21 protein-coding genes, 2 tRNA genes and 1 other RNA gene are annotated in these 19,203 nt (G+C 65.3%); 9 read left to right on the forward strand and 15 right to left on the reverse strand.

Annotated features, from left to right (window positions below; genetic code table 11):
- The first annotated feature begins 77 nt into the window (after nt 1-77).
- On the forward strand, nt 78-794 hold the full coding sequence (locus PV772_RS20420) for a DNA alkylation repair protein (RefSeq protein WP_347887376.1): 717 nt from the start codon (nt 78-80) through the stop codon (nt 792-794).
- Here PV772_RS20420 and mptB read toward each other — a convergent pair.
- The gene (gene mptB / locus PV772_RS20425) at nt 791-2,347 is read right to left on the reverse strand and encodes a polyprenol phosphomannose-dependent alpha 1,6 mannosyltransferase MptB (protein ID WP_347887377.1); all 1,557 of its coding nucleotides are present in this window, start codon (nt 2,345-2,347) and stop codon (nt 791-793) included. The genes PV772_RS20420 and mptB overlap by 4 nt on opposite strands.
- Before the next feature lie 154 nt (nt 2,348-2,501).
- Here mptB and orn point away from each other — a divergent pair, with 154 nt between their 5' ends.
- From orn to def, 3 genes are all read left to right on the forward strand, one after another.
- A complete protein-coding gene (gene orn / locus PV772_RS20430; RefSeq protein ID WP_141160193.1) occupies nt 2,502-3,131 on the forward strand; it encodes an oligoribonuclease in 630 nt (209 codons plus the stop codon).
- A 129-nt stretch (nt 3,132-3,260) separates the two neighbouring features.
- Nucleotides 3,261-3,333 (forward strand) — tRNA-His (locus PV772_RS20435).
- Nucleotides 3,334-3,463: 130 nt separating this feature from the next.
- Entirely contained in the window at nt 3,464-4,036 is a 573-nt protein-coding gene (gene def, locus PV772_RS20440; RefSeq protein ID WP_141181743.1) for a peptide deformylase, read from the forward strand.
- A gap of 21 nt (nt 4,037-4,057) precedes the next feature.
- Here the strand turns inward: def and PV772_RS20445 are convergent, their stop codons facing one another.
- The 5 genes from PV772_RS20445 to rnpB all read right to left on the reverse strand — a co-directional run bounded on the left by PV772_RS20445 (nt 4,058) and on the right by rnpB (nt 7,970).
- Nucleotides 4,058-4,855, reverse strand: coding sequence for an HNH endonuclease family protein (locus PV772_RS20445; RefSeq protein ID WP_141160191.1), 798 nt, complete (start codon nt 4,853-4,855; stop codon nt 4,058-4,060).
- 124 nt (nt 4,856-4,979) lie between these two features.
- Nucleotides 4,980-5,189: a hypothetical protein gene (locus PV772_RS20450; RefSeq protein WP_141160190.1), complete on the reverse strand. Its 210-nt coding sequence runs from the start codon at nt 5,187-5,189 to the stop codon at nt 4,980-4,982.
- Between the two features lie 65 nt (nt 5,190-5,254).
- The gene (locus PV772_RS20455) at nt 5,255-6,733 is read right to left on the reverse strand and encodes a glyceraldehyde-3-phosphate dehydrogenase (protein WP_141181745.1); all 1,479 of its coding nucleotides are present in this window, start codon (nt 6,731-6,733) and stop codon (nt 5,255-5,257) included.
- A 271-nt stretch (nt 6,734-7,004) separates the two neighbouring features.
- Nucleotides 7,005-7,538, reverse strand: coding sequence for a TspO/MBR family protein (locus PV772_RS20460; protein ID WP_347887378.1), 534 nt, complete (start codon nt 7,536-7,538; stop codon nt 7,005-7,007).
- A 44-nt stretch (nt 7,539-7,582) separates the two neighbouring features.
- Nucleotides 7,583-7,970: RNase P RNA component class A (rnpB, locus tag PV772_RS20465), an RNA gene on the reverse strand.
- 57 nt (nt 7,971-8,027) lie between these two features.
- Between rnpB and PV772_RS20470 the strand changes: the two genes are divergently transcribed.
- The gene (locus PV772_RS20470) at nt 8,028-8,792 is read left to right on the forward strand and encodes a peroxide stress protein YaaA (protein WP_141160180.1); all 765 of its coding nucleotides are present in this window, start codon (nt 8,028-8,030) and stop codon (nt 8,790-8,792) included.
- A 28-nt stretch (nt 8,793-8,820) separates the two neighbouring features.
- On the opposite strand, the gene PV772_RS20475 is transcribed toward PV772_RS20470, so the two are convergent.
- Complete coding sequence (locus PV772_RS20475) at nt 8,821-9,558, reverse strand: C4-type zinc ribbon domain-containing protein (protein WP_141181747.1); 738 nt, start codon at nt 9,556-9,558, stop codon at nt 8,821-8,823.
- Nucleotides 9,559-9,618: 60 nt separating this feature from the next.
- A complete protein-coding gene (locus PV772_RS20480) occupies nt 9,619-10,542 on the reverse strand; it encodes a Nif3-like dinuclear metal center hexameric protein (RefSeq protein ID WP_210418935.1) in 924 nt (307 codons plus the stop codon).
- A gap of 99 nt (nt 10,543-10,641) precedes the next feature.
- Between PV772_RS20480 and msrA the strand changes: the two genes are divergently transcribed.
- The 3 genes from msrA to epsC all read left to right on the forward strand — a co-directional run bounded on the left by msrA (nt 10,642) and on the right by epsC (nt 12,791).
- A complete protein-coding gene (msrA, locus tag PV772_RS20485; RefSeq protein ID WP_141160178.1) occupies nt 10,642-11,166 on the forward strand; it encodes a peptide-methionine (S)-S-oxide reductase MsrA in 525 nt (174 codons plus the stop codon).
- Nucleotides 11,167-11,231: 65 nt separating this feature from the next.
- Nucleotides 11,232-12,167, forward strand: coding sequence for a cysteine synthase A (gene cysK, locus PV772_RS20490; protein WP_347887379.1), 936 nt, complete (start codon nt 11,232-11,234; stop codon nt 12,165-12,167).
- A gap of 39 nt (nt 12,168-12,206) precedes the next feature.
- Nucleotides 12,207-12,791 carry a serine O-acetyltransferase EpsC gene (gene epsC / locus PV772_RS20495; protein WP_141160176.1) on the forward strand — a complete coding sequence of 195 codons (585 nt, stop codon included), beginning with the start codon at nt 12,207-12,209 and terminating at the stop codon, nt 12,789-12,791.
- A 32-nt stretch (nt 12,792-12,823) separates the two neighbouring features.
- On the opposite strand, the gene PV772_RS20500 is transcribed toward epsC, so the two are convergent.
- Nucleotides 12,824-13,657, reverse strand: a complete 834-nt coding sequence (locus PV772_RS20500) for an oxidoreductase (RefSeq protein WP_347887380.1) — start codon at nt 13,655-13,657, stop codon at nt 12,824-12,826.
- Nucleotides 13,658-13,792: 135 nt separating this feature from the next.
- On the reverse strand, nt 13,793-15,229 hold the full coding sequence (gene gndA / locus PV772_RS20505) for an NADP-dependent phosphogluconate dehydrogenase (RefSeq protein ID WP_347887381.1): 1,437 nt from the start codon (nt 15,227-15,229) through the stop codon (nt 13,793-13,795).
- Nucleotides 15,230-15,416: 187 nt separating this feature from the next.
- Between gndA and PV772_RS20510 the strand changes: the two genes are divergently transcribed.
- Nucleotides 15,417-16,142 (forward strand): FCD domain-containing protein, encoded by a 726-nt coding sequence (locus PV772_RS20510; RefSeq protein WP_347887382.1) that lies wholly within the window; start codon nt 15,417-15,419, stop codon nt 16,140-16,142.
- Between the two features lie 157 nt (nt 16,143-16,299).
- Here the strand turns inward: PV772_RS20510 and PV772_RS20515 are convergent, their stop codons facing one another.
- The 5 genes from PV772_RS20515 to PV772_RS20535 form a co-directional block, all read right to left on the reverse strand.
- Entirely contained in the window at nt 16,300-16,590 is a 291-nt protein-coding gene (locus tag PV772_RS20515; RefSeq protein ID WP_347887383.1) for a hypothetical protein, read from the reverse strand.
- A gap of 100 nt (nt 16,591-16,690) precedes the next feature.
- Nucleotides 16,691-16,766: transfer RNA gene (locus tag PV772_RS20520), tRNA-Val, on the reverse strand.
- A gap of 97 nt (nt 16,767-16,863) precedes the next feature.
- Nucleotides 16,864-17,784 carry an NAD-dependent protein deacetylase gene (locus PV772_RS20525; RefSeq protein WP_347887384.1) on the reverse strand — a complete coding sequence of 307 codons (921 nt, stop codon included), beginning with the start codon at nt 17,782-17,784 and terminating at the stop codon, nt 16,864-16,866.
- A gap of 6 nt (nt 17,785-17,790) precedes the next feature.
- Nucleotides 17,791-18,285, reverse strand: a complete 495-nt coding sequence (locus tag PV772_RS20530) for a peroxiredoxin (RefSeq protein WP_141181751.1) — start codon at nt 18,283-18,285, stop codon at nt 17,791-17,793.
- A complete protein-coding gene (locus PV772_RS20535; protein WP_141160169.1) occupies nt 18,282-18,701 on the reverse strand; it encodes a DUF3052 domain-containing protein in 420 nt (139 codons plus the stop codon). Before PV772_RS20535 ends, PV772_RS20530 begins: the two co-directional genes overlap by 4 nt.
- Nucleotides 18,702-19,203 lie beyond the last annotated feature (502 nt).

Consider the following 19,203-nt stretch of genomic DNA (forward strand, 5'->3'; position numbering starts at 1 on the left):
TTCCCTCTTCGTCGCGGGGTGTTAGCGCTCACCAGCCTACCGCACCGCACGCACTTTCCACCGGTTAAAGTTGCCCAATGGACTCCGCCCCCGACCAGGACCTCATCGCCTCCGTCAGGGCCGCCCTCCGGGCAATGGCCGATCCGGTGCGGGCCGCGGGAGCCCAGGCCTACATGAAGTCCCTGCTTCCATCGCTCGGCGTCCGGGTTCCCGACGTGCGGCGGATCACGGCGGACGCTGCGCGGACGTATCCCCCGGCGTCCGCGGCGCAGCTTCGCGCCACGGTGCTCGACCTGTGGCGCGCCGCTATGTTCCGCGAGGAAAAGTACGCGGCCATCGACCTGACAGCACACCGGCTGGTGACCGCCGACCTGGACATGCTTCCTGTCTACGAGGAGATTATCCGGACAGGGGCGTGGTGGGATTTTGCCGACGGCGTGTCCGGCCGGATCTGCTCCCTGCTGCTGGCGCACCCTGAAGAAATGGCCACCCTCCTTCGGCAGTGGAGCCGGGACCCGGACCTCTGGATCCGGAGGGCTGCCATCACGTCGCAGCTTCGCGCGGGAACAGCCACGGACACGGAGCTGCTCGCCGCCGTCATTGAGCCGAACCTGGCGGATCCGGAGTTCTTTATCCGGAAAGCCATCGGTTGGGCACTGCGCGAGTACGCCAAGAGGGCGCCGGACTGGGTTGAGGCGTTTGCGGCCCGGCACCGGGATGCCATGAGCCCGCTGTCACGCCGGGAGGCCCTGCGCAGGATCAGCTCCGCGGCCCCGGACGGTAGCGGCCGCTAGATCACAGGACGTTCGACGACGGGCTCGTGCGACTTCCGGAACAGCCTGCGGGTGCCACGGTCCCAGAAGATCAGGTAAAGCCCAAAGAGCAGGGCGGTCAGGGCTGCCGCAATCCTGGCCAGCAGAAGGGCGAAGCCCAGGTCCTGGGTCTGGAGATAGGGAAAGACATCCAGCTGGTCCGAGATGGCGTAGATCATGAAGAAGGACACCACGAAGTAGAGGGCCTTGACCTGCCAGTCGTTACGAATACCCGTCACGGCGAACAGCGGAATCAGCCACACCACGTACCAGGCCTGGATGATGGGGGCCAGCAGCACCACGGCAGCCAGGCCGAGCGTGAGGCGGCGCATCAGGCGGTCATGGTCGCCCTTGAGGATCTGCCAGGCAAGGATGGCCACGGCAAGAAGCTTGCCGGCGTCGAACACCCAGCCTGCGGGCACGGACCCGTCAAAACCGAAGGCGCCGGCCAGCGACCCAACCACCATGCCGATCAGGCCCACCGGGGCGTACCAGATGGAGATGCTGCCCGGCGCGGAAAGCCCGTTGATCCAGCCGAAGCCGAACCCGTTGACCATGCTCATTGCTGCCAGCAGCGCCAGGCTCAGGCCCGCCGTCAGCGCCCAAAATGCCACTTTCCGCAGCCATCCCGCATTCCTTCCCGCCCAGAGGAGTCCAACGAACGGCAGGAAGACAATGGTGATGGGCTTCACCGCGATGGACAGGGTCACCAGGACGATGCCGCGGACCTGGCGCCGGGTTGCGGAGTAGTACAGGCCCGCCAGGGCCAGCCCGATCATCAGGGAGTCGTTGTGGACGCTGGCAATGAAGTTGGTCAGGAAAAGCGGATTGGCCACCGTCAGCCAGAGGGCCCGGTGCGGATTCACGCCGTGCAGTTCAGCGAGCCGGGGAACATAGCTGACGCAGAGCAGCACGCCCGCCAATGCCACCAGCCGGAAGAGCATGACGCAGGCCTCCGGCTGGACGTTGGTCACCCAGACGACGAACTGCTCGATCCAGAGGAACAGCTGGCCGTAGGGAACCGGGGCTTCGGTCCACTGCTTGTCGGCTCCCAGCTGGAAGTAGTTGGACAGGGCGGAGATGCCGTTTTCGTACGGGTTGAAGCCTTCCACCATCAGCCTCCCCTGGCCAATGTAGGCATACACGTCACGGCTGAACAGCGGCACGCTGAACATCATGGGAAGTCCCCACGCCACCACCGCGGCCAGGGTTGCCCGCCGGGCCTGTTCGCCCCACACTCGGACTTTCTGCCCGAGCCGCAGCCAGGCACGCACCAGGAGCATGCCCCCCACGGCCACCAGGACAATGGACAGCGCCACCCCCGGGGCTTCGGTCCGCATCCAGATGAACACGGGCATGCGGCGCAGCTCCGAAACGGGAGCCAGCCAGCCCACGCCAATCGAGCCGATCATCATGGACAAGGAGCCCAGGAAGCCGGCAAGCAGGGGTGAGCGTGGATTGTCCACCTCGGCACTGCCCGCTCCGGCAACGCCGTCCGCCGCCATCTCCCCCGCTGCGGGCACAGGCGCCGTCATCTCAGGATCGTCCAATCTTCATGCGTTTTCCGCGGTTCACCCGGCAGCCGCGCTGGCCCGCCGGAACAGGATTCAGGGCGGAAGGGCGACCCGCCGCGTACCCGAAATCCTAGCATCGGCAAGGTGCCCGGAGGTGTAACGGTAGGCTGGTCCGGTGCCTATATCTAACGAACGAATCGTCTGGATCGACTGCGAAATGACCGGCCTGGACATCAAGAACGACGCCCTGATCGAGGTGGCAGCACTGGTCACGGACTCGGAGCTCAACATCCTTGGCGACGGCGTCGACGTCGTCATCAAACCCGACGATGCTGCCGTGGCCCAGATGTCCGACTTCGTCCGGGACATGCACACCAGGTCCGGGCTGCTGGCGGAACTGCCGCACGGCAAGACGATGGCAGAAGCAGAGGCAGCAGTCATGGAGTACATCTCCGCCTGGGTCCCGGACCCGCGCAAAGCACCCCTGGGCGGGAACTCGGTGGGAACCGACCGCGTGTTCCTGTCCCGCGACATGCCCGCGGTAGTGGAGCACCTCCACTACCGGGTCATCGACGTCAGCACTATCAAGGAGCTTTCGCGCCGCTGGTACGCCCGGGCCTACTTCCAGTCGCCGGCGAAGAAGGGCGGCCACCGCGCATTGGGAGACATCAAAGATTCCATCGATGAGCTCAGGTACTACCGCGAAGCCGTATTCGTCCCCGCCCCGGGACCTGACAGCGCCACCGCCCAGAAGATTGCCAGGGGAATCGCCAATGCCGCTGCCGAAAGCAGCTCCGGAGAGTAATCTGCGCCACGTTTGGTGAAATTTTGCCCCAAATCGCAGAAAGTGGACAAAGCACCCCTTCCGAGCAGGTAAGCTATTTGAGTTGCGTTTCCAGGGAGCCGCTACGGTGGAATTCCCTTGAGGCACATGGTGGGCGTAGCTCAGTTGGCAGAGCGCCTGGTTGTGGTCCAGGAGGTCGCGGGTTCAACCCCCGTCGCTCACCCTCACGGGGCGGCACATGCAGCCGTCAACAAAGGAGGCCGCACCGGATATCCGGTGCGGCCTCCTTTGTCGTGCCCAGCCGGGTACATGCATTGCAGCCGGGGACACCGAGAAGCCGAAGGACAACTGATATGACTGTTCTGCCTATCACCATCTGGGGCGAGCCTGTGCTGCACCGCCGCGCCGCCGAGGTGGAGGTTTTCGACGACGAACTGCGCACCCTTATTGCCGACATGTTTGAAACCAACGACGCAGCCAACGGAGTGGGCCTCGCCGCCCCGCAGATCGGCGTCGGCAAACGGATCTTCGTCTACAAGTACGCAAACGACGACGGCGCTCCCCCAAGCGGCGTCCTGGTGAATCCCGTCCTGACCCTGTCCAAGGTCTCCGGCGCTGCTCCCGACCCCGACGAGGAGGAAGAGGGCTGCCTTTCCTTCCCGGGCGAACAGTACCCGCTCAAACGGGCGGAATGGGCCCGCGTGGAAGGCTTCGACGGATTCGGGGAACCCGTCCGGTTCGAGGCCACGGGCTGGTTTGCCAGGGTCATCCAGCATGAATACGACCACCTCGACGGCAAGCTGTATGTCAACCGGCTGATGGACCGGTATTCGCGCAAAGCCATGAAGCAGGCCAAGAAGAACGGCTGGGGCGTGCCGGGGCTCACCTGGATGCCCGGGGTGGACCCTGACCCCTTTGGCCACTGACCGTGTCCGGGCGGCGTCCGGTCAGCCTGCGGTGATGGTGGGCTGCTGGGGGCAGGAGGATAGGACCCGCCGCATGGCGTCTTTCTCTGCCGCCGTCACCCACAAGCCGTAGGCGGCTTTCACGGAGATCTGCCGGGCCACGTAATGGCAGCGGATTGCCGTGTTCTTTGGAAGCCAGGTAGCGGCGTCACCCGCACTCTTTTGCTGGTTGGCGGCGCCGTCCGCTGCGACGAGGTTCAGCGGATCATTGGCCAGGCTCTGGCGTTCCTTGGCCGTGAGCCGCTGGGCTCCCTTTTGCCAGGCGTCACCCAGGGCCACCACATGGTCGATCTGGACGGCGCGGCTGCTCTCGGATCCGCGCCGGAAGTCCACGTCCTGGCCCGTGTAGGGTTCCCGGAAGTGCCCGGCCGTCACTTTGCAGGAGGACCCCTCGGAGAACACAACGCCGGCAAGGTCCCTGCGAAGGATGTCGTTCCGCGTGTCGCAGCCGTTCCGGTCGACATCAAGCCAAGCCTGTCCGAAGGCCTCACGGCTGTAGCCGGTGTTGGGCGCCCTGCCTTTCACGGCCAGGCCGTCGAGGGCTGCGAGGGCGCTGCCGGAGGGCACCGGGTTGGGCTCCTGGACCGGTTTCATCCAGGCGGCGTCGAAGACCGGCGCCTCGGTGGGGCCATCTGCCGCCGGTCCGGCTGCCGCGAACTGGCCGGTGGTGAAGAACCAGACCAGGGCCACGAATATGGCTGCGGCGGCGGTGGCGAGCAGCACCCAGGCCTGCCGCGAACGGCGCCGCGCGCGGCGGTACGCAGACCAGCTGATGGTCACGGGGCTGACGCCGGGAAGGGAAAGTCGGGCACCCCAAAAGCCTAGGACAAAGGGCGCGCCCGGCCACTGATATCCACACTGTTGGGGAAGAGTGATGGGTCACAGCGCCCGGGGCTGCCCCGGGTTACTGTTCCCTGGTGACGCGCCGAAGGTCTTCTTCCGCCACGGCCAGCAGGCTCTCGAGCTGGCGCACCCGGTCATCGCTGACGTCCCCGGTCTTATGGGCGTCCCTGGCGCGTTCCAGCAGGCGCAAGGCTTCCTTATGGTTGGCCTTGGCCACGTCGAGTGCGTGCTCGAGGGTGGTTTCGTGCTGAAGTGTCGATTCGTTGTCCATGCCACCAGTGTGGTCCGCTTTCCCGGCTGATTCCAGTGAACCAGCCGGGAAAGACCTGAGCGTTACTAGACTGCGATGGCTGCCAGGGCGGCAGCGCTTTCCTTGGCGGGAAAGGACGGCGGGTTCACGCCTGCCATCTCTTCCATGACGCGGACCACCTGGCAGCTGTAGCCGAACTCGTTGTCGTACCAGACGTAGAGGACCAGGTTCTTGTCCGTGGACACGGTGGCCAGGCCGTCCACGATGCCGGCACGGCGGGAGCCCACGAAGTCGGTGGAGACGACCTCGGGTGAATCGATGTAGTCGATCTGCTTGCGCAGGTCCGAGTGCAGCGACATTTCGCGGAGGTAGTTGTTGACCTCGTCCTTGGTGGTGCCGTTCTCAAGGGTGAGGTTCAGGATGGCCAGCGAAACGTCCGGGGTGGGGACGCGGATGGAACTGCCGGTGAGCTTGCCCAGGAGTTCGGGCAGGGCCTTGGCCACGGCCTTGGCGGCACCGGTTTCGGTGATCACCATGTTCAGCGCTGCCGAACGGCCGCGGCGGTCGCCCTTGTGGAAGTTGTCGATCAGGTTCTGGTCGTTGGTGAAGGAGTGGACGGTTTCGACGTGGCCGTGCACCACGCCGAACTTGTCGTTGATGGCCTTCAGGACCGGGGTGATGGCATTGGTGGTGCAGGATGCCGCGGATACGATCTTGTCCGAGTCCGTGATGTCGCTGTGGTTGATGCCGTGGACGATGTTCTTCAGTTCACCCTTGCCCGGTGCGGTCAGCAGGACGCGGGCCACGCCCTTGCTTTGCAGGTGCTGGGACAGGCCCTCGGCGTCGCGCCAGCGGCCGGTGTTGTCGACTACCAGGGCGTTGCTGATCCCGTAGGCGGTGTAGTCGATCGTGGCGGGGTCGTTCGAGTAGATGACCTGGATCTGGACGCCGTTGGCCGTGATGGTGTTGGCGGCTTCATCCACGCGGATGGTGCCTTCGAAGGAGCCGTGGACGGAGTCGCGGCGCAGCAGGCTGGCGCGCTTGGAGAGGTCGTTGTCGGAGCCGCGCCGCACCACGATGGCGCGCAGGCGCAGGCCGTGGCCACCGCCTGCCTTTTCGATGAGGAGGCGTGCAAGGAGACGGCCGATCCGGCCAAAGCCGTAGAGGACGACGTCGGTGCTGGTGCGGTCATCGCCGCCCCGCTTGCCCACGATCTCGGCGAGTTCTGCGCGGAGGAATTCCTCAAGGGTGGCGCCATTGCCCTCTTCCTTGAATTTTTGGTTCAGCCGGGCGATGTCGATCGCGGCGGCACCGAGCTCGAGTCCGGCCAGCGTGTTCAGCAGGGGCGCCGTGTCCTCCAGGAGCAGTTCGTCCTTGCTCATCCGGCGCGCAAAGCGGTGCGCCTTGAGGATGTTCATGGTGGACTTGTTGATCAGGCTCCGGCCGTGGATGCTGGTCACCACGTTGTTTTCGCGGTACAGCCTGCCGATCACGGGGATCATGGCCTCGGCGAGGGCCTCCCGGCCCATCCACGTATCAAGACAAGAATCAGACGTCTGGCTCACAGAAATACCTTCCTCGGTTCAGCCGTGTACGTCTTCGTACACGGATGTAGGCCACCTGATGATGTCCAGGGGCACCGGCACCTGCAGGGATGGCCCCCAGGCACCTGGATCGCGTGCAAAGAAAAACCGCCGGTTGCGGACGCAATTTTCGGCGGTAGAACTCCTGCGTCCGGGATCCATTCTAATTTGGCGCGGTCCAGGGAACACGCCCGCGCTGCGTGAAATCACTCACATGGCGGGACGGCGCCGGAAGGATACCGTGACGGGCGCCTCAGTTGTGGATGGCGGAGTACAGGTTCAGGCTGGCGCAGTAAACCAGCCACGAGAAGTACGGCAGCACCAGGCAGCCGGCGGTGGCGTCCACCGGGCCGAACCTCAGGATCAGGAACGCGAGGGTTGCGGCCAGGGCACAGATGACTGCAAAGGCCGCCCACAGGGCCACGGCTCCGAGCGCTGGGTACAGGGCGAAGAAGGTCACCGGCCAGGCGGCGTTGAGCAGCAACTGGGCTACGTACCAGGAGCGGGTGCCGCCGGCAAAGCGGCCTTTGCGCCAGACCAGCCACGCCGCGGTGGCCACGCCCGCATACAGCAGCATCCACGTGCCTCGGAACATCCACGACGGCGGCATCCACGGCGCTTTCACGGAGCCTGCGTACCAGCCGCCGGAGTTGAGGATGATCGGGACCGAGGAGAGCAGCCAGGCCAGCGCCGAAAGGGCCAGGAATCCGGCGAGCGCCAGGCCTTGTGAACGGATGCCGGGAACGCCCGCTGCGGGTGCGGTACGGGTTTCAGGAATTGCGGGCACGGTTCAGGATCCCCGACGCATCGCGCGTGGTCAAACGCGGTTTATGGATGGGACAGCCGATACGCCGGGTTCTGTTCTCCCCTGCCGTTGCCGGCGAGGGAGCGACGGCCATCCATCTACGAGTACCGTTGCCGGCACCCTCCAGCGGCCTACCCGGACACTCGGGCGGGCAGCCCTCGAACGTGTCCTGTCTGGCCTTGCTCCGGGTGGGGTTTACCTAGCCTTCCCGGTCACCCGGGAAGCTGGTGGTCTCTTACACCACCGTTTCACCCTTACCTGCCCTCCCCGGCCGGGGCCGGAAATGCAGGCGGTCTGTTTTCTGTGGCACTGGCCTGCGGGTTACCCCGAGTGGGCGTTACCCACCACCCTGCCCTGCGGAGCCCGGACGTTCCTCGAGCCACTTGCGTGGCGCGCGGCCGTCTGGCTGTCCCATCCGGCTCCCAGTCTACCGGCGCCACCGGCCGCTTTTGTCGCCGGTAGGATCGGACGGTGCTGATTCTGCTTCCCCCTTCCGAAGGCAAGACGCCGGCGCTCCGCGGTCCCGCCGTCGACTGGACCGCCCTGGGCTTCCCGGAGCTCAACCCGTACCGCGCGAAGGTCCTCGAGGCGCTTGGCACGGTCAGCGCCCACCAGGACGCCCTCGCCCTGTTGGGCGTCGGGGCATCGCTGCGGGACGACGTCGAGCGCAATACCCGCCTGCACGCCGAGCCGGCGGCCCCCGCCCACAGCATCTACTCGGGTGTCCTCTACGACGCCCTCGGCTACCGGAGCCTGACGCCGGTGCAGCGACGCAAGGCCGATGAGTCCGTCCTGGTGATCTCGGCGTTGTGGGGAGCCCTCCGCTTTGGCGACAGCGTTCCCGCCTACCGGTTGTCAATGGGCACGTCCCTGCCCGACGTCGGGCGCTTGGCTCCGTTTTGGAAGGAACAGCTTGGGGATACCCTCAGCGCCGCAGCGCAGGGGCACTTGCTGGTGGACTGCCGGTCCAGCACCTATGCGGCAGCGTGGGCTCCGCCGGCGCAGCAGACCGTCACGGTCAACGTCTTCACCGAAAGTGGAGGAGTCCGGAAGGTGGTGAGCCACTTCGCCAAGCACACCCGCGGCGAACTGGCGCGGCACCTGCTGGTGCGCCGTGGAAAGGCCCCCGGGGCGCCGTCGGACCTTCTGAAGGCTGCCCGCGAAAAGTGGGAGGCGGAGCTGGTGCCCGGCACCGCACGCAAACCGCACGCCTTGAACATCATCCTGCCGGGCTGACCGTCCGGCAGGTTGCCTTGCAGTCCGGTCAGGACCACTCGTCCGAACGGACCAGGATGGCGCCGGAGTCCGGGCAGAACACGATGTCGTCGGCAGCGGCTGCCTTGATCTCGGCGAGGTCGCCCGGGCTGAGCTTCATGCCCGAGGCTTCCGAGGTGCCGTGGAAGAGCCGCGCGGCGCCCACCCCGCGCTTCGCGAGCGTTTTTTCGTAGATTGCCAGCAGGCCCGCGTCCAGGCCTTGGGCAAAGTCGCCCCGTTGGGTACGAAGCCCTGCCGCTTCCGTTTCCACGTCCGCCAGGGCCGCATCGAGCTCGGCCCTGATGGTTCCAAAGGACCCCTGGATGTCGTCGACAATCTGCTGCTGGGCCGCCTGCCGTTCCCGCAGCGAGTCCAGCCGCTCCATGACTTCCAGTTCCACGTCTTCAAGGTCGGAGCGCCGCTTGTTCAGCGACGCAATGTCCTTTTGCAGTGCCACCAGGTCCTTGGACAGGCCGGTGCCGCTGTTGAGCCGCGCTTCGTCACGCTGGATCCGGGAGGCAACCTGTTCGACGTCGGCCTCGGCCCGCTTCAGCGCAGCCTCGGCGTCGTGCACGGCCACCTTGGCCGCGCCCAGTTCACCGTTGGCGACGGACAGGGCGGCCTCGAGGTCCTTGATGCGGGGATCGTTTTCGAGCGTGCGGCGGCGGTTGGTGAGGCCTTTCAACCTGGCGTCAAGGCCCTGCAGTTCGAGCAACTTCAACTGTTCCGCCGGTGCTGCCTTGGCCACGTTTACCTCCGCTAGATTCTTCCGGCCTTGGCCGGGCACCGAACCGGCGCTTCCTAGACTCTAGCCGGGAGTGAGGATGAAGTCCCACGGATCGCTGTTGGTGGTGCTGACCAGGATCTCCACGTCATGGCCCTGGTCGGCCAGGACGTTGCCCAGGGCCGCGGCCGCGGCTGGCAGCCAGAGCCATTCGCTCGCAAAGTGCGACACGTCCACCAGGTACGGCCGTCCGTTGGCGGCGGCCTCCCGCGCTTCCGACGCCGGGTGGTGGCGGAGGTCAGCGGTGACGTAGACGTCGGCGTTGCTGGCACGCACCTCGTTGAACAGCGAATCCCCCGCACCACCGCAGACCGCGATGCGCCGCACCAGCCCGTCCTTGTCCCCGGAGACACGCACGCCCCCGGCCACGGAGGGAAGGATTCCGAAGACCCGGGCCGCGAAGTCACCCAGGCTCATGGCATCCGCGAGGTCCCCCACCCGCCCAATGCCCTCCTCCGGCAGCCCGTTGGCCGCCACGGTCAGGGGGGCGACATCCTGAAGTCCCAGGGCGTCGGCCAGGACATCGGAGACACCCCCGACGGCGGAGTCGCCGTTGGTGTGCACGGTCAGCAGTGCCGTCCCCGACTCGATAAGCCGGTGGACCGCCCTGCCCTTTGCCGACGTGGCTGCCACGGACGTGACGCCCTTCAGCAGCAGCGGGTGGTGGGTGATGAGCAGCTCCGCTCCCCACTCGACCGCTTCCTCAATGACTTCCAGGGTGGGATCGACCGCGAACATCACCTTCGTGACCGGTGCCGAGGGATGGCCCGCCACGAGCCCCACCTCGTCCCAGTTCTCCGCCAGGGATTCGGGCCACAGCTCCTCAACCGCAAGCAGCAGTTCGGCCAATGTGGGGGCGTCCGCGGAACCGGCCGCGGCCGGCGTGCCGGAAGAGGCGTCGCCGTCGTGATCTTCCTGGCCGCTAACGTCGGTGTCCACAGGTTCCATAGTCTTAGTTTTACCCCATTGGCCCCGCGCCGCCGCAGTTTGCGGCACTGGGCCGGGGTGCCGGGGAATCTTCCGGCGCCGTCAACCATTGAAGAGGTCATGAAAACTTTTGTTTTGGGCGGAGGGTGCTTCTGGTGCCTGGACGCCGTCTACCAGAGGACCAAGGGCGTCACCTCAGTGGTGTCCGGCTACACCGGCGGACACGATCCGCAGCCGGATTACTACTCGGTCTGCAGTGGAACCACCGGCCACGCCGAAGTTGTGGCCGTGACCTTCGATGAGGACATCATCCCCGCGGAGGTGGTCCTGGACATGTTCTTCGCCCTGCATGATCCCACCACGCTGAACCGCCAGGGATACGACGTCGGCACCCAGTACCGCTCCTCGATGTTCTACGAGACCACGGAGGAGAAGATCCTCTTCGAAGAGGCGATCGACCGCAACCAGGCATTATGGGCGCACCCCATCGTCACAGAGGTCAGCCGGCTCCCGCGGTTCCATGTGGCGGAGGAATTCCACCAGAATTACTACGCCAAGCACCCGGAGCAGGGGTACTGCCAGGTGATCATCAACCCTAAGCTGGCCAAGGCCCGGAAATATTACTCTGCATGGCTTAACGCTTAGCCCACCGTTACGCGGCCTCGTTAGGCTGACCTCAGTATCCACCCCTTAGAGATAGGCGTATGTACATGGCACGGATCTATGACGATGTAACGCAGCTGGTCGGCGGAACCCCGCTGGTTCGGTTGAACCGGCTCAGCGAGGGACTGGACGCCACCGTTGCCGTGAAGCTGGAGTTCTACAACCCGGCCAACAGCGTCAAGGACCGCATCGGTGTGGCCATCATCGACGCCGCGGAAAAGTCCGGTGCCCTGAAGCCCGACGGAACCATCGTCGAAGGCACTTCCGGAAACACGGGCATCGCCCTGGCCATGGTGGGTGCTGCCCGCGGGTACAAGGTCATCCTCACCATGCCGGAGACCATGTCCACGGAGCGCCGGGTCATGCTGCGCGCATTCGGAGCCGAAATTGTACTGACCCCCGGTTCAGAGGGCATGCGCGGCGCCGTGGAAAAGGCCCAGGAAATCGTGGCCAACACCGAGAACTCCATCTGGGCACAGCAGTTCGCCAACGAGGCCAACCCTGAGGTGCACCGCAGGACCACCGCCGAGGAAGTCTGGGCCGACACTGACGGCGCGGTAGACATCTTCGTGGCGGGCATCGGCACCGGTGGAACCATCACCGGCGTCGGACAGGTCCTGAAGGAGCGCAAGCCCGGCGTCCAAATCGTGGCTGTGGAACCCAAGGACTCCCCCATCCTGAACGGCGGCGCTCCCGGCCCGCACAAGATCCAGGGCCTGGGCGCCAACTTCATCCCCGAACTGCTCGACACCAACATCTACGACGAGGTCATCGACGCCACCCTTGAGGATTCGGTCCGGGTAGCCCGCGAATTGGGCATCAAGGAAGGCATCCTCGGCGGCATCTCCTCGGGCGCGATTGTCTGGGCCGCCCTGGAGCTGGCCAAGCGGCCGGAAAACGCAGGCAAGCTGATTGTTGCCGTAGTGTGCGACTTCGGTGAGCGTTACATCTCCACCGTGCTCTATGACGACATCCGCGGCTGATCAGTCCGCTATCCGCCCGTTTCCTGTAGAAAGAACTTTGTGGGCTTTTTCGCAAGACTGAAGGAAGACCTCGACGCCGCCCGGTCCCACGACCCGGCGGCTCGAGGTTCTTTTGAGAACTTTTTCGCCTATTCCGGCCTCCATGCCATCTGGATCCACCGGCTGACGCACCGCATGTGGCAGAACCCGTCGCTTCGCTTCCCGGCGCGCCTGCTGTCCCAGCTGGGCCGGTCCTGGACCGGTATCGAGATCCATCCGGGTGCCACGATCGGCCGCCGCTTCTTCATTGACCATGGCATGGGTGTGGTGATCGGCGAGACGGCAGAGATCGGCGAGGACGTGATGATCTACCACGGTGTGACCCTGGGCGGACGTTCCCTGGCCCGGATCAAGCGGCATCCCACCATCGGCGACCGCGTGACCATCGGCGCCGGTGCCAAGATCCTGGGGCCAATCACCATTGGACGGGACAGCGCCGTGGGCGCCAACGCGGTGGTGGTCAAGGACGCGCCGCCGGAGTCGATCATCACCGGAGTTCCCGCCAAATGGCGGCACCGGGATGCGCAGCGGGAAACCAAGCCCGCCGTTGACCCGGCCGAATACGACATCGAGTACCGGATCTAGCGGACGCAATTCGGGCGGGGCCTGGGGCGTTGCTAACCGGGGAAACGCCTGTAGATGGCCCACAGAACGGTATCGAAGGCACGGTCCGGGAGCAGCCTGCGCAGCAGCAGGATGGCCCGCGCGCCCTTGCCCACCGGATACCGGGTCCTGGGCCGCGGCGACGTGGCTGCATGGACAATCGCCTCCGCGATAACTTCCGGATGCGAGGACATTGCCGAACCGTCGGTGGAGGCCAGCGCGGCTGCCACGACCTTGGCCTGCGCTGCATATGGTCCCGAGCCCGAATTGGCCAGCAGGCCTTCGGCGGAGATGGTGCCCCATTCGGATTGGGTACCGCCCGGCTCGATGATGGATACGTCGATTCCGTGTGGCTTGAGCTCCACCCGGAGCGAATCGCTGAGGCCCTCCACAGCGAACTTCGTGGCGTGGTACCAGGCACCCAGCGGCTCGTACATCTTTCCGCCGATCGATGAAATATTGATGATCCGGCCCCTCCCGGCGGCACGCATGGCCGGCAGCACGAGCTGCGTCATCCGGGCCAGCCCGAAAAGGTTGACCTCGAACTGCCGCCGGCCTTCAGCCAACTCCACTTCCTCCAGCGACCCGTAGGACCCGTACCCGGCGTTGTTGACCAGGATGTCGATCCTGCCGTGGGCTGCGAGAACTTCCCCCACGGCCGCACCCATTGACTCCTCGTCTGTCACGTCCAGCGGCAGGATCCGGACGCGGTCAGCCCTGAGCGGCTCCATTTTCTCCACCCGGCGGGCGCCGGCATAGACCGTGAAACCGTGGGCAGCGAGCTTCCTTGCGGCTTCAAAGCCGATTCCCGTGGACGCGCCGGTGACAAAAACGACGGGCTGGCTCATGGGCGGGACTCCTTGGGACGGGGCGACGGGACGGGCAGGCAGCGCGGATCGACGGACGGTCCGGCCGGAAACACCAGCGGCCGGCGCCCCCAGAGTATCTGGTCGCGCCGGCCGCCAGGCTGGAAACGGTGCTGCCTAGTGCGTGTCCACCGCTTCAACCTCGGACTTGTCCTCGCCCCAGAGGGTGTGGAACGTCCCTTCGGTGTCGACGCGGCCGTACGTGTGGGCGCCGAACAGGTCGCGCTGGCCCTGGATCAGGGCGGCGGCCACGCGCTTGCGGCGCAGTCCGTCGTAGTACGCCAGCGAGGACGAGAACACCGGTACCGGGATGCCGAGCTGTACGGCGGTGGCAACAACGCGGCGCCAGGCGGGCAGGGCGTCTGCGACGGCCTTGGTGAACGCCGGGGCGAAAAGCAGGTTGGCCGGCTTTTCGTCGGCGGCGTAGGCCTTGGTGATGTCCTTGAGGAGCTCGGCGCGGATGATGCAGCCTGCCCGCCACAGGGACGCGATTTCGTCAAGCTTCAGGTCCCAGCCGTATTCCTTGGCTGCGGAGGTGAGCATGTCCAGTCCCTGGGCATAGGAGACCAGCTTGGAGGCGTAGAGCGCCTGGCGGACGTCCTCGACAAACGTCTCGGGGACCTCCACGGTGGCTTCGTTGCCGGCCAGCAGTTCCTGGCCCAGCTTGCGCTGTGCGGCCTGGGAGGAGAGTGCGCGGGCAAAAACGGACTCGGCGATGCCCGAGACCGGTGAACCCAGTTCCAGGGCAGAGATGACCGTCCAGCGGCCGGTGCCCTTCTGGCCGGCAGCGTCAACGACGACGTCGACGAACGGCTTGCCGGTCTTGGCGTCAACGTGGCCCAGGACCTCGGCGGAGATCTCGATCAGGAACGACGAAAGATCACCCTTGTTCCACTCGGAGAAGATCTTTGCCTGCTCGGCCGGCTCGATGCCTGCACCGGAGCGGAGCAGGTCGAAGGCCTCGCCGATGACCTGCATGTCGGCGTATTCGATGCCGTTGTGGACCATCTTGACGAAGTGGCCCGCACCGTCGGTGCCGATCCAGGCACAGCAGGGCTCGCCGTCGACCTTTGCGGAGATTTTTTCCAGCAGCGGGCCCAGTGCCTTGTAGGACTCCTTGGAACCGCCGGGCATGATGGAGGGGCCGTTCAGGGCACCCTCCTCGCCGCCGGACACTCCGACGCCCACGAAGTGCAGGTCCTTCTTGGCCAGGGCCGCTTCCCGGCGGCGGGTGTCCTCGTAGTGAGAGTTGCCGGCGTCAATCATGATGTCGCCCGGCTCCAGCAGCGGCTCCAGCTGCTCGATTACCGAATCGACCGGCTTGCCGGCCTTGACCATGATGAGCACCCGGCGCGGCTTCTCCAGGGAATCGACCAGTTCCTGCAGGGTTTCGGTCCGGATGAAGTCGCCTTCCGAGCCGTGTTTTTCCAGCAGCGCATCCGTCTTCTCCACGGACCTGTTGTGCAGGGCAACGGTGAATCCGTTGCGTGCCAGGTTGCGTGCGAGGTTGGCGCCCATGACGGCGAGGCCGGTGACACCGATGTGTGCAGACATCAATAACTCCAATTCATTGTTCGCCTCGGCTGCCGGCTTCCGCAGGCGGAAGTCACCGGGGCAGATCAGGGGGTCGGAATAAAGCATATATATTCTCAGAGTGGCGCGAAAGTGGCGGCCGCGAACTGGGACCGATTATGTCGGCGCCCGTGCCGGCCACATGGTTGCCAACAACTAGGCTTACAGCATGACCAGCAGCCTCCACCACCGTGCCATCGAGAACCTGGGCACCCGGATCGTCACGGGGGAACTCCCCGCAGGCCATGTCATGCTCGCGGAGCAGCTGGAGGATGAACTGAAGGTGTCCCGGTCCGTGATCCGGGAAGCGGTGCGGGTCCTGCAGTCCCTGGGCCTGGTGGAGACCACCAAGCGGGTGGGGATCCGGGTGATGCCGGCCAGCCACTGGAATCCCTTCGATCCGCAGGTCATCCGGTGGCGCCTGGCCAGCGATGCACGCGGCGCCCAGCTGCGCTCACTGGCTGAGCTGCGCGCGGCCGTGGAGCCTGCCGCTGCCGAGTTGGCAGCGCAGAATGCTCCGGCGGCCCTGCGGATGGAACTCGTGGACGTTGCCCGTGCCATGCGCGAAGCCGGCAACAACGGCGAGGTGGCGCGGTTCCTGGAGCTGGACATCCGCTTCCATTCACTGCTGCTCTCAGGCTCCGGTAACGAGATGTTCGCCAACCTCATGGGCCAGGTGGCAGAAACCCTGACAGGCCGTACGGTGCACGGCCTGATGCCCGACCACCCGCACCAGGCTGCCCTGCAATGGCATGAGGATATGGCGGAGGCGATCGCCCGGGGTGACGCCGCATCAGCACGTGATGCGTCGGACCGGATCATGCGGCGCACGATGTCCCAGATGGCCGATACGTGGACCGAACAGCCACGGGTATTTATCCCCGTCCGGCAGTAAGCACGGCCCGGCAGCCGGGGACCCCCGGAAATATGACGAGGCGTGACTTTTTGTTTCCGGAAGTTCACGGTATATTCATCGCAGGCCCTCCACCGCGGCATCCCCCAATAGTCGCGGTGGAGGGTTTTCCAATGCCCGGGGGACGTAGCCCGGCCTCCTAGGCTGCCCCCGCCACCGGCTCCCTTAATCTCCAACCACCGCCCAGCCCGTCCCGCTGGAGATACATGGTGGTAAGTGCCGACCTGTGATTGTGCCCCAGCCTCACCTGGACCTGCAGGACTTCGACGTCGACGCCGCCGGCGCCTTTTGGCATCCTCCGGGTGGTTTCCCACCAGTTGATCCGCTCGAACCACCTCGTCGGCTCGGCGCCGACTGCCCATTCCCTCCCCCGGCTCAGCACCGCAGTGGGCATCCCTTCGCTGTCCGTATGCACTATGACGTGTTCCATGCCTGCAAGCTACGGCAAGGCACCGACAATCACGCCCGGCAGGAGGGATCAACAAAAAACCCCGCCGCCTCCGCCATCAGGCGGGGCAACGGGGTTTCCTTGGTGGGTCCTACCGGGATCGAACCGATGACATCCACGGTGTAAACGTGGCGCTCTACCAGCTGAGCTAAAGACCCGAATTGCGCTGTTTCCGGCCGTTCCGCCGTAACCAACGAACATAGACTCTACCCGACCGGGCACCGGAAACGCGAATCCGTGGAAGAAAGGGACGGCCTACAGTGGCGGTAGTTCCGCGGCGAGGTAATCCAGCGCCTGGCTGACCCCGGCTTCAAGCTTGATGGTTGCCTTGTCATCGCCGCGGGTGGCGCCCCGGTTGATGATGACCACGGGCTTGGATTCCTTGGCAGCGTGCCTGACGAACCGCAGGCCGCTCATGACTGTCAGCGACGAGCCGGCCACCAGCAAGGCTGCGGCCTCGTCCACCATTGCATAGGAGCGCTCCACCCGGTCCTTGGGCACGTTTTCCCCAAAGTAGACGAAGTCCGGCTTCAGCGTGCCACCGCAGGCAGGACAGACTGCCACCACAAAGCTTTTGATCAGGGCCTGGTCCTCTACGGTGGCATCAGCGTCCGGTGCCATTTCCACCAGGCCGCCCGCCGCTGCCCGTTCCAGGAAGCCGGGGTTCAGTTCCTCGAAAACACCAGCCAGCAAGCGCCGGGAGTAAGTGCGCCCGCAGTCCAGGCAGACCACCTGGTCATACCTGCCGTGGAGGTCCACGACGTTGGAACTGCCGGCGTCCTGGTGCAGCCGGTCGACGTTCTGGGTGATGAGGCCGGTGAGGTAGCCGCGCCGTTCCAGCTCAGCGGCGGAGTAGTGCCCTTGGTTCGGGTCCGCGTGCCGCATGTGGGACCAGCCGATGTGGTTCCGGGCCCAGTACCGTTGCCGGTTGGCTGCGTCCCGGACGAACTCCTGGTAGGTCATGGGCGAACGCGGTGGCGAATCCGGGCCGCGGTAATCCGGTATGCCGGAATCGGTGCTCAGTCCGGCACCCGTCAGCAGGGCGAAGGGGGCGCCCGCGAGGAGGTCGCGGATGCGGGCCAGGACATCGAGGTCATTTCCCGACGGCGGGGCAGGGGCCACCGGCGGCATGCTGGCGAACCCGGTAAGGCCTGTCCCCGGCCGCTGCCCGGCCATGGCTTCCTAGTCCCGCTTAAGGTCCGCGAGGGCGGAGCGGTATTCGCTGAAGTCCCGGGCCTGTCCGCGGGGGTTCACCACGCTGTAGCGGATCCTGCCGTCGCCGTCGATGATGAACGTGGCCCTCTTTGCCATGCCGCTGCCGGCGTCGAACACACCGTACGCGCTGGCGACAGCCCCATGCGGCCAGAAATCGGCCAGGAGATCGAAGCTGTAACCCTCCTGCGCCGCGTAGGCGCGGAGGCTGAACTTGCTGTCCACGGACACGCCCAGGACAACAGTGTCCGAATCCTCGAACATGCCCAGGTTGTCCCGAATTTCGCATAGCTCGCCGGTGCAGATACCGGAGAAGGCAAAGGGGTAGAAGACCACAGCAACGTTCCGGCCCCGGAAGGAGGACAGTTTCACCGGCTCACCGTATTGGTTGGCCAGCTCGAAATCGGGAGCTTCGGCGCCCAGCGAGGGTACGGCTGCGGCGACGGGCTGGACCGCTGCCGTCACTTGTTCTTCCTGCTGACCAGGCGGACAGCGCTCCAGTCCTTTGAGACTCCGGCGGAGGTGGTGACGTGCAGGCCGGCGGTGGGGGCAGCTTCCTGGATTTCCGCAGGCGAAACGTAGCCGTCCCGGCCGGACTTGGGAGTGAGGACCCAGACAACGCCGTTTTCGCTGAGCGTCGTGAGGGAATCCATCAGGCTGTCCACCAGGTCCCCGTCGCCGTCACGCCACCAGAGGATGACGGCGTCCGCCACCTCATGGTCGTCCTCGTCGAGCATTTCGGAACCGGTGAGGTCCTCAATATCGTCACGCAAGTCGAAATCGACGTCGTCGTCGTAACCGAACTCCTGAATCAGATCCCCGTTCTTGAAACCCAATTTTTCCGCCACATTTACCGAAGTGGCGGCGTCGGCCTCGCTCACGTGTTCCTCCAATACCTCATATATGCGGTGCGCATAGTGATTTCCATTACTCCCAAGCCAACACCCTTTGTGCCTGCGCTTCAAGCTGCCGCCCCCTGGACTGCGCATATTCTGCGTCACATCCGGCCGCGGCATCCCCGTCGCAGGGGCTTTTCGTCACACAACCAGTATGACGAACGAAATACAACTGCAGCACCGGGCCGCGGCTACGCATCGTGTTCCGGTCAGGGCTAGAGTGGCTGGTGACAACTATGCCTGCGGGACGACTACCTTGTGACTCCGTGCAGACATAGGAGCGCTAGGAAGCTGCCCGGCACACATGCCCGGGCTGTTGTAACCGATACGTCGCACACGGCGTATGTACGCCGGGCAGTCATCCTGCCTGGCCTGAGTGCGCCGATTCATGCGCGCAAAGAGAGGTTGGACGTGGCTGCAGGAGAAGATACCTCCCATATCCTCAGCGGGTTGACTAACCAGCTGCCTGATCGTGATCCGGAAGAGA

Origin of the sequence: Pseudarthrobacter sp. CC12 (genome assembly GCF_039907755.1) — a bacterium.
Lineage (GTDB): Bacteria > Actinomycetota > Actinomycetes > Actinomycetales > Micrococcaceae > Arthrobacter > Arthrobacter niigatensis.

Excerpts from the sequence above, each read along its gene's own strand:
- PV772_RS20515 (WP_347887383.1), bottom strand. The coding sequence starts at position 16,590 with ATGGAACACGTCATAGTGCATACGGACAGCGAAGGGATGCCCACTGCG.
- PV772_RS20450 (WP_141160190.1), bottom strand. The coding sequence starts at position 5,189 with ATGGACAACGAATCGACACTTCAGCACGAAACCACCCTCGAGCACGCA.
- PV772_RS20480 (WP_210418935.1), bottom strand. The coding sequence starts at position 10,542 with ATGGAACCTGTGGACACCGACGTTAGCGGCCAGGAAGATCACGACGGC.
- mptB (WP_347887377.1), bottom strand. The coding sequence starts at position 2,347 with ATGACGGCGCCTGTGCCCGCAGCGGGGGAGATGGCGGCGGACGGCGTT.
- msrA (WP_141160178.1), top strand. The coding sequence starts at position 10,642 with ATGAAAACTTTTGTTTTGGGCGGAGGGTGCTTCTGGTGCCTGGACGCC.
- PV772_RS20525 (WP_347887384.1), bottom strand. The coding sequence starts at position 17,784 with ATGGCCGGGCAGCGGCCGGGGACAGGCCTTACCGGGTTCGCCAGCATG.
- gndA (WP_347887381.1), bottom strand. The coding sequence starts at position 15,229 with ATGTCTGCACACATCGGTGTCACCGGCCTCGCCGTCATGGGCGCCAAC.
- PV772_RS20420 (WP_347887376.1), top strand. The coding sequence starts at position 78 with ATGGACTCCGCCCCCGACCAGGACCTCATCGCCTCCGTCAGGGCCGCC.
- def (WP_141181743.1), top strand. The coding sequence starts at position 3,464 with ATGACTGTTCTGCCTATCACCATCTGGGGCGAGCCTGTGCTGCACCGC.
- PV772_RS20500 (WP_347887380.1), bottom strand. The coding sequence starts at position 13,657 with ATGAGCCAGCCCGTCGTTTTTGTCACCGGCGCGTCCACGGGAATCGGC.
- cysK (WP_347887379.1), top strand. The coding sequence starts at position 11,232 with ATGGCACGGATCTATGACGATGTAACGCAGCTGGTCGGCGGAACCCCG.
- PV772_RS20510 (WP_347887382.1), top strand. The coding sequence starts at position 15,417 with ATGACCAGCAGCCTCCACCACCGTGCCATCGAGAACCTGGGCACCCGG.